Source organism: Saccharibacillus sp. O23 (assembly GCF_002205895.1).
GTDB lineage: Bacteria > Bacillota > Bacilli > Paenibacillales > Paenibacillaceae > Saccharibacillus.
This window is the reverse complement of sequence record NZ_NJDE01000014.1, coordinates 116,975-134,035: the sequence shown is the minus strand read 5'-3', so window position 1 is coordinate 134,035 and position 17,061 is coordinate 116,975. Positions and strand designations below refer to the sequence as shown.

Below are 17,061 nucleotides of genomic sequence, written 5' to 3'. Positions count from 1 at the left end.
CCGATTCCGACCATCTCTAGGACGATCTCGACTTAAGAAAAATCCCGCTGCGGCCCGCAAGAAAAAAGCCGCTTCCGCGGCCATCGGCATGGCTCGGAAACGGCTGTTCGACTCGCTCGGTTCCCGCGCCGACTCCGGCGCGGCGGCAAACGGTCAGTCCCGCGTCAACTGCGAAGAACCCGCGATTCCCGGCTTGGTCATCTCGAACGGATTCAAGATGATGTCCAGTTCCTCTTCGCTCAAGACGTTGTGCATCAGGCACAGATCGCGCACGGAACGTCCCGTGGTCATCGCTTCGCGTGCGATGCGGGCGCAGATCTCGTAGCCCAGATACGGGCTGAGCGCCGTAATGACGCCGACGCTGCGTTCGACGTACTCCGCGCAGTTCGCTTCGTTGGCTTCGATGCCGTCGATGCAGTGCGTACGGAACACGGTCAGCGATTGGTTCATGATGCTGATCGATTGCAGCAGGTTGAATACGAGTACCGGCTCCATGACGTTCAGTTCGAGCTGGCCGGCTTCGGACGCGAGCGAGATCGTATGGTCGTTGCCGATGACTTGGAACGCCGTCTGGTTGACGACTTCGCACATGACCGGATTGACTTTGCCCGGCATGATCGACGAACCCGGTTGGCGTTCCGGCAGCTTCAGCTCGGCCAGTCCCGCGCGCGGTCCCGACGCCAGCAGACGGATATCGTTGGCGACTTTCGACAAGTTGATCATGCAGATCTTGAGCGCTCCGGACAGCTCGGTATAAGCGTCCGTATTCTGCGTGGCGTCGACTAGATCTTCCGCGTGGCGCAGCGGCATGCCGCTGATCTCGGCCAGCTTGACGACGACTTTCTCCATATAATCGACGTCGGCGTTGAGTCCGGTACCGATCGCGGTCGCCCCCATATTGATCTCGTGCAGCAGTTCTTTGGAACGGCGTACCCGATGCAGGTCGCGTCCGAGAACGCGGGCGTAAGCGGCGAATTCTTGACCCAGACGGATCGGGACCGCGTCTTGAAGATGCGTGCGTCCCATCTTGATCACGTGGTCGAACTCGCGGGCTTTGTTTTCGAAGGAACGTTGGAGGCGCTCCATGGTATCTTCCAGCTTCTGCACGAGCGTCAGCGCGGCGATATGGATCGCCGTCGGGAAGACGTCGTTGGTCGATTGGGCCATATTGACGTGCACGTTCGGATTCAGATGGAAATAATCGCCTTTGGCCTTGCCCATCAATTCCAGCGCCCGATTCGCGATGACTTCGTTCGCGTTCATGTTGATCGACGTTCCCGCGCCGCCTTGAATCGGGTCGACGATAAACTGACTGTCCCATACGCCGTCCATCACTTCTCCGGCCGCTTCGACGATCGGCGCGCCCAGATGGGCCGGCAGACGGCCGACTTCCATGTTAGCCAACGCGGCCGCTTTTTTCACGATGCCGAGGGCATGCACCATCGACTCGTGAATCCGGTATCCGGTAATCGGGAAGTTCTCGATCGCTCGCATCGTCTGTACGCCGTAATAGGCATCGGCAGGAACTTGCTTGGCTCCCAGGAAATCTTTTTCAATCCGAAACTGCGGTTGCATCGCATTCCGTCCTCTCAACGCTGTATAAGCTGTGTATTTGGGATTCATGAATCCGCTTTCTTATCTTCTATCCTATATCCCTATATCGGATATTTCAAACTTGAGATTTAGTATCCGAAGCGGCGCGCGAAAAACAAGGAAGAAGATCGTTCTTCTTCCTTGTCCGACGCCTTGCGATCGGCTCAGGCTTTCTCCGCGATCGCGATCGTCGGTTCCGCCGAAACGGTCACGTTGCCTTGAAGCGCCCGCGTGATCATGCAGGAACTCTCGGCTTTATGCGCCAATCGTTCCGCTTTCGCCGATGCGTCTTCGCCTTGACCGGCAGCCAGCACGAGCCGCGGACGATGCGTGATGCTTTTATACGTAAACACGTTATCCGTGACGTCCACGATGCCTTCCGAATCCAGCGTCAGGCTGTCCACGGCGATCGACGAACGTTCCAGCATGGCCGCCAACGTGATGATATAGCACGTCGAGGCCGCGCCGAGCAGCATCTCGTCCGGATTGGTGCCGACGCCCGGTCCGCCCATCGGTTCGGGAATCGAGATCTCGGTCTTGAGCTGTCCGCTCTCGATGGTGCCGGTGCTGTTGCGACCGCCGTTCCAGACCGCCGTCAGCCGGAAAATATGATTCATGCGATGCTCTCTCCCTTTGCGCTTAGAATGGCTTCCACCTCAGTATACGCCAATCCGTGCGCTTCCGCGACCGCGCGATACGTCACCCGTCCTTCGCAGGTATTGATGCCTTTGGCGATCGCCGGATTATCGAGCGCCGCCTGCCGGAATCCTTTGCGGGCGATCTGCAACCCGTACGGCGTCGTGACCATGGTCAGCGCCAGCGTCGACGTGCGCGCCACCGCGCCCGGCATGTTCGCGACCGCGTAATGCAGCACTCCGTGCTTGACGTAGACGGGATCGTCGTGCGTCGTGATCCGGTCGATCGTCTCGATCGAGCCGCCTTGATCGATCGCCACGTCCACGATGACCGAACCGGCCGCCATGCGCTGCACCATCTCTTCCGTGACGAGTTTCGGCGCCCGCGCGCCCGGAATCAATACGGCTCCGACCAGCAGATCGGCGCGTTCGACGGCGGTCTCGAGATTATGTTTATCGGAGATCAGCGTCTTGAGGCGTCCGCCGAACTGATCGTCGAGCTGCCGCAGCCGGTCGGCGTTGATATCCAGCAGCGTCACGTCCGCGCCGAGTCCGATCGCCATCTTCGCCGCGTTCGTGCCGACGATGCCGCCGCCGACGATCGTGACTTTGCCCGGCTCCACTCCCGGCACGCCGCCGAGCAGCACGCCTTTGCCGCCGAACGGTTTTTCCAGAAAATGCGCGCCGATCTGGATCGACATGCGGCCGGCGACTTCGCTCATCGGAGTCAGCAGCGGCAGGCTTCCGTTCGGCGCTTGAATCGTCTCGTACGCGATGCCGGTCACGCTTTTCTCCACCAGCGCTTTCGTCAGAGCCGGTTCGGGGGCCAGATGCAGGTACGTGTACAGAATCAATCCTTCGCGGAAAAATCCGTATTCGCTCTCCAGCGGCTCTTTGATCTTGACGACCATGTCCGCTTCCCAAGCTTCCTTCGCTCCGGCCGCGATCTTGGCGCCTGCCGCTTCGTAATCTTCGTCCGAAAATCCGATACCCAGACCCGCGCCGCTCTCTACCCGGACTTCGTGGCCCTCGGCGATATAAGCCCGGGCCGAAGCCGGCGTCATGCCTACGCGGTTCTCGTTGTTCTTGATTTCTTTCGGTACTCCGATGATCATGCTGGTTCCTCCCAATGAATAGGCTGGTCTATCCGTCGAAGGCGACTTTGACCACCGTTCGATTAGATGGTTAAAGTTCCCAACTCTATTCTAACATGCCTTGAAGGAAAAGAAATCCGCCTTTTTCTTGCGTTTTTTTCGAGAAAAAGCTCTCACGTCTTGCTATGTATGCGCTAACCGGATTAGAATGTGAGAAATACGCTTTTTACTCCTGTTCCGAAACAACGCGGTAAAGCGAAGAGAGTATTGACGCTCCTGCGCGATTACGTCGGCGAAGGACGGAGGAAAAGCTTAGTACCTTGTCAACACTAGATGACAGCCTAAAGGAGACTCTACCGACATGAACGAAACCTTGGAACAACTGCGGGCGAGCGTCGACCAGATCGACTCGCAACTGCTCGAACTGCTCAGCCAACGCGCCGAACTGGTCCACCAAATCGGCCAAGCCAAAGAAAATCAAGGCGTGCCTAAATTCGATCCGGAACGCGAAAAAGAAATTCTGGACCGCGTAACGGGACTGAACAAAGGTCCTTTCTCGGACAGCACCCTCAAACATCTGTTCAAAGAAATCTTCAAAGCGTCGCTGAACATTCAGCAGGAAGACCACAAGCGCCAACTGCTGGTCAGCCGCAAAAAACGCCCGGAAGACACCATCGTCAAGTTCAAAGGCGTAGAAGTCGGCACGCCGAGCCCGATCCTCGTGGCCGGTCCTTGCTCGATCGAATCGCGCGAACAACTGCGCACGGTCGCCAAAGCGCTTAAAGACGCCGGCATTACCGTCATGCGCGGCGGCGCGTTCAAACCGAGAACGTCGCCTTACGACTTCCAAGGCATGGGTCTCGACGGCCTGAAGCTGCTCAAAGAAGTCGCGGACGAATTCGGTCTGGCGACGATCAGCGAGATCGTGCATCCGTCGCATATCGACATCGCGGCCGATTACATCGACGTGATCCAGATCGGCGCGCGCAACATGCACAACTTCGAACTGCTCAAAGAAGTGGGCGGAGCGAAAATTCCGGTTCTGCTGAAACGCGGCCTGTCCGCGACGCTGGACGAGTTCATCCACGCGGCCGAATACATCATGGTCAGCGGCAACGAACAGATCATGCTGATCGAACGCGGCATCCGCACGTACGAGAAAGCGACGCGCAACACGCTCGATATCTCGGCGGTTCCGCTGCTCAAGCAAGAAACGCATCTTCCGGTCATGGTCGACGTGACCCACTCCACGGGCCGCAAAGACATCATGCTGCCTTGCGCCAAAGCCGCTCTCGCCGCAGGCGCGGACGGCATCATGATCGAAGTGCATCCGGACCCGCAAACGGCGCTGTCCGATGCGGCTCAGCAGCTCGATATCCCGCAGTTCAACGCGTTCTGGGACGGCCTGAAAAACTCTGGCCTGTTCGGACCGCGCGCTTAATTCGAACCCGAGACGGTCTTGCGGCGCAAGGTTCGGCCGGCGCTAATGCGCCGACCGGTCCTGAAAACGCAGCGCGATCCACGTTCGTACAGCCGAAAAGCCTCGAAGACCGAAAGAACGGTCTTCGAGGCTTTTTTTGCGTGAGGCCCGGTAGGCTTCGCGCGCGGTTCGCGTCCCGCGCCGCTGCTGTCGATCGCCATGCGTCACGCCTCTTCGGAATCCGGCTTAATCTTCCAGCGGATTGCCGACTTCGCCCATGAATACGATCAATCCCGTCGACTTGTCCGTGATCGCGAAGAAGAACGGCCGGTTCAGCTTCAGCTCGAACGGCTTGTCCGGTTCGGGCGGCGCGGCCATCGTCTCTTCGACGGCGACGCTGGTCACGGCGGCCGCTTCGGTGCCTTCTTCGTTCACGTCGATATACGTATCCTGCTTCACGTAGCTGACGAACAGATCGCCCGGTTCGACTCCCGGCGACAGCCCGCTCAGATCGGCGCTTAACGGATCGAAGACGGTCGGCATGCCCAGAGAAGCGAGCGCGTTCTCCAGTTGAAGGCTGTCGCCGAGTTTGAACTTGGGCAGCTCGACCGCCCCCGGTGCATCCGAGAGTTCTCGGCTCCACTGTCCGAATTTCGGCAGCTGCGCGTCCAAAAATCGCTCCAACGAGCTGCTTTCGTCGGGCAGCGCGAGGATCATGCCGAAATTCTCGGACTTGCCGTACGGCAGACGCACGGCTCGGAACCCGTCGCCGTCCAGATAATCATAGTCGCCCGACTGCTTCATCGTCGGAGCCTGCACTTTCGACCCGGAAGCCGGATAGAACGGTTTGTCTTCCGTCAGCGATTTCTCGAACGGTTCGCTCCAATCGCCTTTGAAATACATCGCGTTCATCAGGAACAGCACCGCATCGGGACTGATCGGATTCTGGACCACTTCCGTGATCTTGCCGGCCGTATGATCGGAAGCCCATTCGTTCATCGTTTCGGCCGCTTTCGGCGAAGCGAAATCCAACGCTTGAATCTGCGCGTCATAGCTTTTCTCCATCCGGCCTACATAATCGTTGTCGAGCTTAAAGTCGCTGCGGCTCCAGATCGAATTGGCCATCTCCATGCGGACCGAAGAATCGGAAGCGGTCAGCAGTTCGCGCAGAATCTTCTGCCCTTGATCCAACTGCCCGTCGTCGATCCCGCCGAGCCGAAGCGTCTGCTGCATCTCTCGAGCCGTTTCGCCCGCGGCGCCTCCTTTGAGCATCGACAGCGCGACGGCCAATCCGGCCGGCGAGACCATGCGGTTCGGTCCCGGCGTTTCTTCGCCCGGATCGCTTTTGAACTGCGCGTAGAAATTCAGCGCGAATTCGTTCATCGCGGCTGCCAGTTTCGGATCGGCGTCTTCGGCGGTATAAGACGTCTTCTTGCGCGATTCTTCTTCTTGGCGGTCGCTGCCGATCGAGCAGCCGGCCGTTACTGTCAGCACGGCGGCCAGAATCAGGCCGCTCCATTTTGTTGTACGCATCTTCGATAGACCCCCTTATTTGTCGGTCGAGCGCGTTTGTCGGTTATCCGATATCCCGGATTACTTCTCGGCAGGATTGCCGACTTCTCCCATGAACAGAATCAATCCGGTCTCCCGGTCCGTGATCGCGAAGAAAAACGGCCGGTTCAGCTTCAGCTCGAACGGTTCGGGCGCATCGGTCGGAGGCGCAGCCCCGGCCATGACGGCCGTGGTGACGGCGGCCGCTTCGGTCCCTTCTTCGTTCACGTCGATATACGTATCCTGCTTCACGGAACCGACGTTCAGTTCGCCGGGCCGGGCTTCGGGAGCGACTCTGCTCAGATCGGCCCGAGCGGGATCGAACATCAAGGACAGACCCTGCCGGCGAAGCGGATCGGTAAGTTCGAGACTGTTCTTCAGCCGGAACTTCGGCAGTCCGACCCATCCCGGCCTTTCGCTCAATTCCGCGTTCCACTCGCCGAAACGCGGAAGCTGCGTCTTCAAGAACTCGTCCAACGAGCGGTCTTGGTCCGGCAGCGCGAGCACCATGCCGAAGTTCCCGGATTCGCCGTAAGGCAGGCGCACCGCCGCGAAGCCGTCGGCGTCGAGATAATCGTAGAGACCCGATCGGCCCATCGTAGGCACGCGAAGAGCGGCTCCGTCCGCTGCCCGGAAATCCTGCTCGACCGTCAGATTCGGATCGAACGGTTCGCTCCAATCGCCTTTGAAGTACATGGCGTTCATCAAGATCAGCTTCGCGCTTTCAGGCAGCGGATCGTCGAAGACCTTATCGATCTTCCCGGCGGTATGATCGGCTGCCCATCGATTGATCGTCGCGACCGCGTCGGGCGAAGCGAAATCCAGCGACCGGACTTGAGCGTCGTACCGTTTCTCCGCGAGGTTCACATAATCCGCGTCCAGCTTGAAGCCTTCCCGGCTCCAGACGGAGTCGGCGATCTCCATCTTCAAAGAAGGATCGGAAGCGCGAAGACGGTCCAACAGGAGGCGCTGCCCTTTGTCCCATTCTTCGCCGGAGATTCCGCTTCGTTTCATCGCTCGATCCATCTCTTCGGCCGTCTCGCCTGCGGCCCCGCCTCTGAGCATGGACAAAGCAAAAGTCAAGCCGGCCGGCGAAATCATGCGGTTATCGCTCGGCCCGGATGGCGAGGAGTCTTCGGCCAAGCGAGCATAGAAATCCAGCGCGAAGCCGTTCATCGCCGCGATCAGTGCAGGGTCGGCACTCTGCGCAGCCGGGTTCGGCTTCGGCGTTCGGCTTCGGCGTTCGGCCGCTTCCGCCGCCCGAGCAGCCGGACGCGGCCGCCAGCAGCGAGGTTAACGCCAGACCTCCGAGCAGGATTCGAGTCTTGGCAACGCGTCTTCTTTTTTTCGCCGCCGTTTCGATAGATTCGTTTGCCGTATCGATCTTTAAAACCCCCTTCCCTTTTTCTATAACAACGGAAACAGCCGCATGAATGTTGCTTGAATCGGAAAAATCGCGCTGCCGAAACGCAAAAAACCTTGCTTTCGCCGTATGCCGCGAAAACAAGGGTCTTTTCTGCTTTTTCCGTATGATCGCCGGATTCGAAGCTTCGGCTCGACGATGCCGCACGCAGATCCGCGATCCGCCGGGCGATCGGTTATCCGCTCTCCGAGTCGGAACGTTCGGCTTTGCGGGTACGAGCCAACAGCTTGGCGTCTTCCAGTACCCGCTCGACTTCGGAAGCCACTACCGGCTTGCCGATAAAATCGTTCATGCCGCCGAGCAGGCAGCGCTCTACGTCTTCCCGGCGCACGAATGCGCTGACGCCTACGATGAGCGGAGTGCTTCCCGGCGGAAGTTGAGTACGAATCCGCGAGGCGGCTTCGATCCCGTCGACTTCCGGCATCTGCACGTCCATAAAGATCAAATCGTAACGATGAGTGAGCGCCAGACGAACGGCCTGCTCGCCGTTCTCCGCCGTATCCGCCCGCAGTCCGAAACGTCCGAGCATGGCTTCGAGCACTCTTCGGTTAACCGGATGATCCTCGGCAACCAAAATCCGAAGATCTTTGTGGTCGTCCGAAGGAATCGGAGTTCCCGAAGAAATCGGTTTGCGCTCGTCCGTTTCGCTCGAAGCAGCCAGATCGGCAAAACGTTCTCCTTCGACTTCCGGCAGCAGGAAACGCAGCAGGAAGCGGAATGTCGCGCCTTCGCCTTCTTCGCTGTCGACCGAGATCGTGCCGCCCATCAATTCGACCAATTTGCGGCTGATCGACAAGCCCAGACCCGTTCCTCCGTATTTCCGGTTCAGAATCGGATGCAGCTGCGAGAACGGTTGGAAAAGTTGATGCTGTTTGTCTCCGGCGATGCCGATCCCGGTATCGCTTACCGCGAATTCGAGCCAGATCTCGTCGGGCGCGCGGAAAGCTTTCGGCGTGACGGACAAGGTTACGCTGCCTCGCTCCGTAAACTTGATCGCGTTTCCGATCAAGTTGATCAATACCTGACGCAAACGTTCGCTGTCCGCGATCACGACGTCCGGAATCGGATGCACGTTCTCGTCGGCCGAAAATTTGAGCGCGAGTTTCTTCTCCGCGGCGCGGGGCAAAAAGAGCTGTATCACGTTGTTCAGCATCTCTCTCAGCTCGACCGGCTGAGGTTCGATCTCCATCCGTCCCGCTTCGATCTTGCTGATATCGAGAATTTCGTTCAAGATCTTGAGCAGCGCATGGCTGCTTTCTTGAATGATGTTCACGTACTGCCGCTGTTCTTCGGCAAGTTCCATTTCCCGAAGCAGTTCGGTCATGCCGATGATTCCGTTCATCGGCGTGCGAAGTTCATGGCTGACGATCGACAAGAACTCCGACTTGGCGCGATCGGCGCGCTCCGCCGATTCTTTGGCCCGAATGATCTCTTTCTCGCCCGTCACGTCGCGGAAGACCAATACCGCCCCGCGCCGTTCCCCCCGATCCAGAATCGGCGTGATCTGATACGAAGCGAGGAACGTGCCTCCGTCTTTTCTCCAGAACACGGCTTCGGGCTGCGCATGCGACGTACCGGAGACCAGCGCGTCCAACATCTCCATGCCTCCCGGCTGGTACACGCTGTCCTGTGTTTGCGCCTGACGCATCAATTCTTTGTACGAACGGCCGATCGCTTCGCCGCCTTCGTAACCCAACATCGAAGAAGCGGCCGGATTGGTGAACATGATCCGCCCTTCCGGATCGAAGCCCATAATGCCTTCGGATACCGTATTGAGCAGCAGGGAATGTTGATAACTCAACGCTTCGATCTGCGCGATATATTGTTTGCGTTCGGTGATGTCGGTGATGATGGAGTAGACGCCGGTCTGCGCTTTCTTCGAACCGATCGGCACGTAAGCGACGCTGATATGGCGAAGTTGACCGTCTCGGCGGTAGAACGAGGTCTCGAATACCCGCGACTCGCCGTGTCGGGCGGCTTGGAAATGTTTGCGCGACATGCCGGTAAACTCTTTGGGTTGAAGCATGCCGACGCGCAATCGGTGCATCTGTTCCCGCGTGTAACCGCTCAAGGCTTCCATAGCCGGGTTTACGTCCAGAATGCGCCCTTTCATGTCCATCGAGATGATGCCGGAATTATGGTTCAGGAACAACGAGCGATACCGGCTTTCGCTGCTGCGCAGCTTCTCGTCGATCCGCACGCGCTCACTGACGTCCTGCACGATTCCGATCACTTGAAGCGGTTCGCCGGTCATGCTGTCTTTGGATACTTCCCAGACCCCGAAAATGGTCTTCTCTTTGCCGCCCGGCAAACAGATTCGGTACGTCAATTCCCCCGCTCGGCCGCTTTTCGTGGCGCCTCCGATACTCTGGGCCACTTTCTGCCGATCATCGGGATGAATGATCTGCACGAATTCCTGAACGTCTTTGACGACAGGTTGGAGCGTATAATCGAAGATCTCCCGAAGTTCGCGCGAAAACACGAGCTTGTTCTGCGGAACGTCCCAATGCCAGGAACCGATACTGGCCATCTGTTGGGCTTTGGCGAGCACGATGTCGTTCATCTTGCGTTCCGTGATGTCGCGGGCGATGACGAGCACCCGGCTGACGGTTCCGTCCGAATCGCGAATAAGGCGGAACGAAGTATCGACCCAACGCACGCTGCCGTCTTTATGGATCACGCGTCGTTCGAATTTTTCGTTCTCGGCGTACAGCGTGCCTTCGATCTTCATCTTGGTCGCGTCTCCCGAGTGGTAGAACTTCGTGCGATTGCGTCCCAACATTTCTTCGGGCTTATAGCCCAGCGTCCGTTCGACCGACGGGGATACGTACAGGATCGTGCCGTCCGGCTTACTGAAAGAGATCATGTCGGGCGTGTTTTGCGTGATCAGCTTATAAATTTCCCGAGTCCGGTCATGCTGATCATCGCCGGCAATGCTCCGCTTCGATACGTCGTTTACGTAGAGCAGCACCAGCGGCTCTTCTCCTTCCTGCGGAAGTTCGCATTCTACGTCCACCCATACGGCCGAGCCGTCGCGTCGCACAAGCCGAACCTCGATCGGTCCGAACGAACGCGGTTCATGCTGCCACTGGGCGAACCAGTCGAGCAGATCCAAGGCGCTATCCCTTTCCGCGCTTAACAGGCGCTGATAGCCTTCCCCCAGATATTCTTCCCGATCGTAACCGAATATGCGATTCATGGCCGGGTTGGCATCCAAACACTGCCCGCTCGGGTCAAGAATCAAGACACCCGTCGATATTTTATTGTACATGCGCATGTATGCAGATATATTCAGCTTATAAGACGGTGTCACATTCATTCTCCTTTGATCAAACGTTTCTGCACGAAAACTCTATTCTTATCGTTTACCCAATTTTTCCGCTCTTCTATCGCTTCATTATAGACTTTGCTTCATTAATCGGCAAAAATTCGCGGTTCTTGTCTTCTGACCGGTTCGTTCGAAATAAAAATCGCAATTTGTAAAAAGATGTCGTATTTTAGATTTTTATGTCCGTGCAAATCGACGATAAGTCCGATATAGTAAAGTCAATTCTTAATTTAATCGATTTTTTACATACCGTCATTTCTTTTCGAATAGAGTTTGTCGTCGATCCCGCAAAGGAGGAGCTTATGAAACGAATCAAACCTACCGTACCCAAGAAAACATCGACAGCGCCGATATCCGAGAATTCGGACGGAAGGTCTGTCGGACCATTAAGCGAAGATCTCCTTTCGGCTCTCCCGCTTCAGCATATAGGCCCTCTTATACGCGAGATGAACGAAGCCGCCAAACGCAAGCTGGCGCAGCGATTAGAACTGCCTTTCGTTCGGCGAGGCACGCGAAGTTGGCCCGAAGCTTTGTTCGTCAAATCGATGCGGGACCTGATCGCCCATGCCAAAAGCAATCGGGAGCTTCGCCGCAAACTGGCGGAAGCGCTGGCGGCCGAGTCGGTTCCCGCGCCGGAAGACGGCGAATCCGCTCTTACGTTCGAATCGTTCGATGCCGACGTATCGGCTTGGACGGCCCGTTACGGCAAATGGCATTGTTACTGGGCGCTGTATTTCTCTGCTCCGGCCGGCGAAGAAACGGAAGACGGACAGACCGAACAATCATATCGCGTTCGTCTGGAACGGCTGGCGGCCGAGAACGAAGCCGATGAGGCCGGCGCGAAGAGCCGCGAAGCGTCGGCATCCGAGACGCAAAATCCCGGCGCCGACGCGGCGGCGTTCCCCGCGCCGCATGCGGAAGAACGGAAAGAACGAAGCGAAGCGGCCGAACAGCGCCGCATCGAGAAGCTTAACCGCCGGATCGAAGCGCTGGAGGAGCGCGGCCGCCGCGAAGAAGAACGGGCCAAGCGGCTGGACAAGGAAGCCGCCGATGCCCGGCGCGAAGCGGTTCGGCAAGCGGAACGGTCCGCGTCGTTGGAGCGCGAACTGGAAGCCGAGCGGCGGCGCGGCGCAAGCCTGCTCGAAGAACGCGAAGCGGCCGCCGGCCGCCTCGCGGAACTGAAGCGCCAGCACCGGCAGGAACGGGGCCGGTTGGAAGCGGAGCTGGCGGCGGCGCAGGAAGCCGCCGAGGAGGCCGCGTCGAAGCTCGCGGCCGAAAGCGCGCGTAGCGCCGCGCAAACGGTCGCTTCCGCGCCGCCGGAAGCGACGAAGCGGGCGGAACTTCCGCCCGCTCCGCCTCGCCCGGCCGCCGAACCGGGCGAGGAAGACGCGGATACGGCGATCCGCCGGTTTACGGCGCTGCTGCGGCGCGACCTCCGCGCGGCGGGAGCGGGACTGCCCGGCGACGACGAGCCGGGCGATCTGGAGGCGCGGACGCATCTGCGCCGCGCGCTCGACCTGCTGGACGCGGTCGACGCGTATGCCGCGGGGCGCCGCCTGCTGCGCGGCGGCCCGGCGGCCCTGCCGGACGCGAAGCCGGCGTCCGGGGGTTGGTCTCCGGACGAAGCGGAGCGTCCGGAGGAAACCGAGCGCGAGCAAAGCGGCATGGCGGAAGCGCTTCGGCAGTTCGAAGCGGACGAAGCCGCGTCGGTGACCGCCGGTCAAGAAGGGACGTTCTATCGCCGCGATCACGGCGGCTATATCAGACTGGATAACGGCGAGACGTTCAATATCACGGAGTCGCTCGTCTACAAGCTTCAGCTTCAGCACGAAGCAGAAGTGTGGTGCACGCCGCGCGAAGACTCGCACGGCGTCGTGCAGTACGAGATCGAACTGCTGTTTCAAGGCGACGATACGTTCTCCCCGGTTCGCCAGTATAACGGATATGCGGAAGTCGACGAACAAGGCGTCTGGTACGCCGTCGACATGAACGATCCGCAGCGGCGTTATCCCATCCATCTGCGCGATCTGGAGATCCAACGTCCGGCCGAAGGCGCGCCTTGCATTTTCAACGTGGGCGAAGAAGAGAATGTGGCCAGGCTCGCGCGGGTCTATCGGGATTTCTCCGACCCTGCGTCCATGCCCCGCCGCGATCCTCTCCCCGCGCGTCCGGCGTCTTCGACGGGCAAAACCAAAAAAGAAGGCCGCAAAGCCAAGCCGGAACCGTTCCTGCAAGGCAGCACGATCGTCGTGCTGGGCGGGCAGCGCAAATGGTTCGAAGACGTGGTCGTCGAGAGCGGCGCGAATTACGTGCACGAGAACGGCGAACGCCCGGATTTGATCGCTTCCGACCTGCGCAAAGCGCAGGCGCTGTTCCTGCTGATCACGTCCACTTCGCACCGCGCGTATTGGGAAGGCGTCGAGCTGGCCAAAGCGTCCGGCGTGCCGTTTTTTATCATTCAAGGTTCCAAATCGAATCTGCGCGGCATGCTGTGGGAGAATCGCGAGCTGATCGCGCAATCCAATCGCGGAGACGGCGCTTGAGCGTTTTTCGTTCTGCGTTTCGGCATAAAGGCGGTTCGGCCGTTCGATGATCCTTTCCGTTCGATAATCGTTTCCGCTCCATGATGCACAGCCAAAAAGCCCCGTGTCCGACGAATCGGCGAGCCGATCTTCGTCAAACGCGGGGCTTTTTGCATAGTTTTTGCGTACTCGTTGTATGGGCGAAAGCGTGCCGACTTGTGCGGCCGAACGCGTACGCTTCGACCCGTACGTAAATTCTAGCCGACTACCGCATCCAGTCCGTCCTCTTCGTTCTCCGGCGGCAGTACTTCCACCTGCACCCGGGTCGGCACGCAGACGATCTGCTGATAAGGGCGCGAAATAAATCCCATATCGAGCGCGATCGACTTCGGCGCGTCGGAATAGGTCATTCGGATTCCCCGATCGTACGCTTTGAGCGTATTATGTCCGAATTCCGTGCGGATATCGATCACCTGCTCGCTTCCGTCCAGCGGCACGCGCCGATACTCTTCGCCGTTCACCGTAATGACCGCCACCAGCGTCTCTCCGGCGTTCGCGATCCGCGCTTCTCTCCATTGCTGCCAGCCCATGACGCCTGCCGCCAGCACCATAATCGACGCGATCAAGAACAAGTCGGCGCGGCCGACCTTCGTTTTCCGCTTCGTCATGTCAGAGCGGCCATCGGTACCGGAGCGTATTCTTCGAACGATAAACGGATATGCGAGCCGCCGAGCGGATTTCGTTCGATGATCGCTTTGCGTTTGGCTTTGAGCACGATCTGCTCGATGTCCGCGAAGCTGCATCCGCCGAGCAAACGGCAGGCTTCCGCTTCGGCACCGGACGCGCACGCGAATTCGCCGATCAACAGCCGGATATAACGTCGGCGATCGGCTTCGTCCGGCAGCTCGTACGTCATGCGCGTATCGAAACGCCGCCAGATCGCCGGGTCCAGCTCCGTCTCCAGATTGGTCGCCGCCATAAAGATGCTGCCGTCGCCGAACTCGTCCAGACATTGCAGCAGGGTATTGACCGCGCGGGCCATCTCTTTGACCTCGTCGCCGCTCTCGCGCGTCCGGGCTACCGCATCGAACTCGTCGAGAAACAACACGCAGGGCACGGCACGAGCGAAATCGAAGATCTTGCGGATATTGCTGCCCGTCTCGCCGAGGTGACTGTGGATCAGCGAATCGAGCCGGACGACGATCAGCGGCAGCCCGAGCGAAGCGGCGACATGAAAAGCGGTCAGCGTCTTGCCGGTTCCCGGCGGCCCGTACATCACCACTTTGTTCGGAATCGGAACGCCGTGCTGCTCGAACTCTTCTTTGCGATCCAGAATGGTCATGAACTCTTCCACGATTCGCCGATTCCGCTCAGGCAGAACCAAATATTTGACTTTGCGCGCGCAATCTTTCGCTTCGTAAACGGTCGCCATATCGGTTCCTTTGGATCTCGGAAGCCGCGCGGCGGCTGTATTTTTCGCCATTTTGCTGTTGCTCCTCTCGCTGCGCTCCCCTATGAGCCCGCTTGAACAAAAATTAATAGTAATCATTACTATTTAACTACGGGAAACGAACACTGTCAATCGTAAAACCCGATTCAGCTGCGGCGCGGCAAGCGGATCGGGACGGGTCGCCAAGACATGTTCGACCTCCTTCTCGACCTCTAACCGCTTGGAGAAAAAGAGGCCGAACCGATCATGCGCAGCCGTACGAAAAAAGAAGCCGTTTCGCCGAAAGGCGCAGCAGCTTCTTCGTTTATTGACGTACTTTTCGGCGTGTCCCCTTGCGTCAGGCTTCTCGCCCGATTCTCTACAAGCGATACGCGACCCGGCCGTTAACGACCGTCATCACGGCTTTGGCCCGCAGCAGCGCTTCCTCGCTCTCCGCGATATCGCGATCCAACACCGTAAAATCGGCCGCGAACCCTTCTTGCAGCCGTCCGCGTTCCCGAGATTCGGCCGCCGCCAACGCGCTGCCTTCGGTAAACAGCCATAACGCCTGCTTCAAGCTCAATCGTTCCTGCGGCAGATAACCTTCGGCCGGAACGGCGGAATCGGGACGTCTGCGCGTCACCGCCGCATGCAGTCCGAGCAGCGGATTCAGCGGTTCGATCGGCGCGTCGCTGCCGCCGGCGCAGACCACGCCCGCGTCGATCAGCTTTTTCCACGCGTACAGATACTCCGTCCGAAGCGGCCCTACCCGCTCCAACACCCACGGAAAATCGCTGACGACGAAACGCGGCTGAATATCGGCGATGAGCGGCAGTTTCGTCATGCGTTCCAGCAGCTTCGCGTCGAGCACCTGCGCATGAATAAAGCGGTCCGGAAGTTCCGTGATCCCCGCAAGCGGATAAGCTTCCATCGCGCCGAGCGTCAGATCCGCCGCGCCGTCGCCGATCGCGTGCACGGCGATCGGGAATCCGAGCGCGCGGACGCGAGCCGTCAGCGCATGAAGTTCGTTTCTCGGATGGATCGCCATCCCGCTCGTTTCCGGCGCGTCGTGATACGGAGCGTTCAGCATGGCCGTCCGTCCGCCGATCGCGCCGTCGGAGAAGATCTTGACCGCTCCGATGCGCAGCCATTCGTCGCCTTCGCCCGCCCGCAGCCCCAGCGCCTCGGCTTCGTCCAGATAATCATGGAAAATCAGTTGATGCGAGCGGAAAAAGAGCCCTTCTTCGCGAAGTTCGCGGTGAATGCGGCGCATGACGTCGATTCCGCCCAAATAACGCAGATCTTCCGTATGCGCGGCGGTCAATCCCAGACTCAGCGCGTATTCGCAGGCTCTGCGGATCGCGGCTTTTCGGGCGGCATAGTCCGGCTCCGGCTGCACGCGCGTCAGCAGTTTCGACGCTTCTTCGTACACCCAACCGTTCAACTGCCCCGCTTCGTCCCGGCCGAAAGCGCCGGACGGCGGATCGGGCGTCTCGGCGGACAGTCCCGCGCGCCGAAACGCTTCGCTGTTCGCCAGAAAAGCATGGAAACAGGTTCGCGTCAGATACATCGGATGATCGCCGGCCGCTTCGTCCAATTCGGCAAGCGTCGGCGCGGCCGCAGGAGTAAACGCGTTTTCGTTCCAGTTCAGTCCGAAGATCCATTCGCCCCGCGGCGTCGCCTCCGCCCGTTCGCGAATCTGCGCCAGCATTTGCTGCGCCGACGATGTCTCGGAGAAATCGAGCGCTTCCAGCTTCACGCCCTGCATGGAGAGATGCAGATGCGAATCGGTCAGTCCCGGCAGCACGCAAGCTCCCGCCCAATCGACCGTTTCGTAAGAACGGCCCGTCAATTGCAGCTCCAACTCGCGGGATTCGCCGATCGCCCGGATGATGCCGTTCTCCGTATAAACGGCGTCGGCTCCTCCATCCGCCGCCCCGAGACCCAGTTTGCCGTGCTTGAACAATATTCCTCGCGTCGCGTTCATGTTCCGCCGTCCCTTCTATCCTTCTATTCTTCTATTCTTCTGCGCGGTTTCGATTCGGCTCGCCGCGTCGCCCCGCTCA

General features: G+C 59.1%; 12 protein-coding genes. 2 read left to right on the top strand and 10 right to left on the bottom strand.

The genetic code is table 11. The features are described from left to right. Positions 1 to 153: 153 nt before the first annotated feature. The 3 genes from aspA to ald all read right to left on the bottom strand — a co-directional run bounded on the left by aspA (position 154) and on the right by ald (position 3,343). Positions 154 to 1,575 (bottom strand): aspartate ammonia-lyase, encoded by a 1,422-nt coding sequence (gene aspA / locus CDO73_RS17665; protein ID WP_088489913.1) that lies wholly within the window; start codon positions 1,573 to 1,575, stop codon positions 154 to 156. A gap of 182 nt (positions 1,576 to 1,757) precedes the next feature. Beyond that, a complete protein-coding gene (locus tag CDO73_RS17660) occupies positions 1,758 to 2,210 on the bottom strand; it encodes an OsmC family protein (RefSeq protein ID WP_088489852.1) in 453 nt (150 codons plus the stop codon). Then, complete coding sequence (gene ald / locus CDO73_RS17655) at positions 2,207 to 3,343, bottom strand: alanine dehydrogenase (protein WP_088489851.1); 1,137 nt, start codon at positions 3,341 to 3,343, stop codon at positions 2,207 to 2,209. Before ald ends, CDO73_RS17660 begins: the two co-directional genes overlap by 4 nt. 340 nt (positions 3,344 to 3,683) lie before the next feature. On the opposite strand from ald, the gene CDO73_RS17650 reads away from it, so the two are divergent. Then, on the top strand, positions 3,684 to 4,763 hold the full coding sequence (locus tag CDO73_RS17650; RefSeq protein WP_088489850.1) for a bifunctional 3-deoxy-7-phosphoheptulonate synthase/chorismate mutase: 1,080 nt from the start codon (positions 3,684 to 3,686) through the stop codon (positions 4,761 to 4,763). Here CDO73_RS17650 and CDO73_RS17645 read toward each other — a convergent pair. From CDO73_RS17645 to CDO73_RS17630, 4 genes are all read right to left on the bottom strand, one after another. Next, the gene (locus CDO73_RS17645) at positions 4,760 to 4,963 is read right to left on the bottom strand and encodes a hypothetical protein (protein ID WP_088489849.1); all 204 of its coding nucleotides are present in this window, start codon (positions 4,961 to 4,963) and stop codon (positions 4,760 to 4,762) included. The two genes, CDO73_RS17650 and CDO73_RS17645, sit on opposite strands and share 4 nt — an antisense overlap. 25 nt (positions 4,964 to 4,988) lie before the next feature. Further along, positions 4,989 to 6,275, bottom strand: coding sequence for a serpin family protein (locus CDO73_RS17640; RefSeq protein WP_088489848.1), 1,287 nt, complete (start codon positions 6,273 to 6,275; stop codon positions 4,989 to 4,991). Between the two features lie 60 nt (positions 6,276 to 6,335). Beyond that, complete coding sequence (locus tag CDO73_RS17635) at positions 6,336 to 7,469, bottom strand: serpin family protein (RefSeq protein WP_088489847.1); 1,134 nt, start codon at positions 7,467 to 7,469, stop codon at positions 6,336 to 6,338. A 422-nt stretch (positions 7,470 to 7,891) separates the two neighbouring features. Then, positions 7,892 to 10,987, bottom strand: coding sequence for a PAS domain S-box protein (locus CDO73_RS17630; RefSeq protein ID WP_256972748.1), 3,096 nt, complete (start codon positions 10,985 to 10,987; stop codon positions 7,892 to 7,894). Positions 10,988 to 11,490: 503 nt separating this feature from the next. On the opposite strand from CDO73_RS17630, the gene CDO73_RS17625 reads away from it, so the two are divergent. Then, the gene (locus CDO73_RS17625; protein WP_143536150.1) at positions 11,491 to 13,587 is read left to right on the top strand and encodes a DUF2325 domain-containing protein; all 2,097 of its coding nucleotides are present in this window, start codon (positions 11,491 to 11,493) and stop codon (positions 13,585 to 13,587) included. Between the two features lie 236 nt (positions 13,588 to 13,823). Here CDO73_RS17625 and CDO73_RS17620 read toward each other — a convergent pair whose 3' ends face one another. The 3 genes from CDO73_RS17620 to CDO73_RS17610 all read right to left on the bottom strand — a co-directional run bounded on the left by CDO73_RS17620 (position 13,824) and on the right by CDO73_RS17610 (position 16,982). Beyond that, positions 13,824 to 14,234, bottom strand: a complete 411-nt coding sequence (locus CDO73_RS17620; protein ID WP_088489844.1) for a NusG domain II-containing protein — start codon at positions 14,232 to 14,234, stop codon at positions 13,824 to 13,826. Then, the gene (locus CDO73_RS17615) at positions 14,231 to 15,049 is read right to left on the bottom strand and encodes an AAA family ATPase (protein ID WP_088489843.1); all 819 of its coding nucleotides are present in this window, start codon (positions 15,047 to 15,049) and stop codon (positions 14,231 to 14,233) included. Before CDO73_RS17615 ends, CDO73_RS17620 begins: the two co-directional genes overlap by 4 nt. A 325-nt stretch (positions 15,050 to 15,374) precedes the next feature. Further along, on the bottom strand, positions 15,375 to 16,982 hold the full coding sequence (locus CDO73_RS17610; RefSeq protein WP_088489842.1) for an amidohydrolase: 1,608 nt from the start codon (positions 16,980 to 16,982) through the stop codon (positions 15,375 to 15,377). Positions 16,983 to 17,061 lie beyond the last annotated feature (79 nt).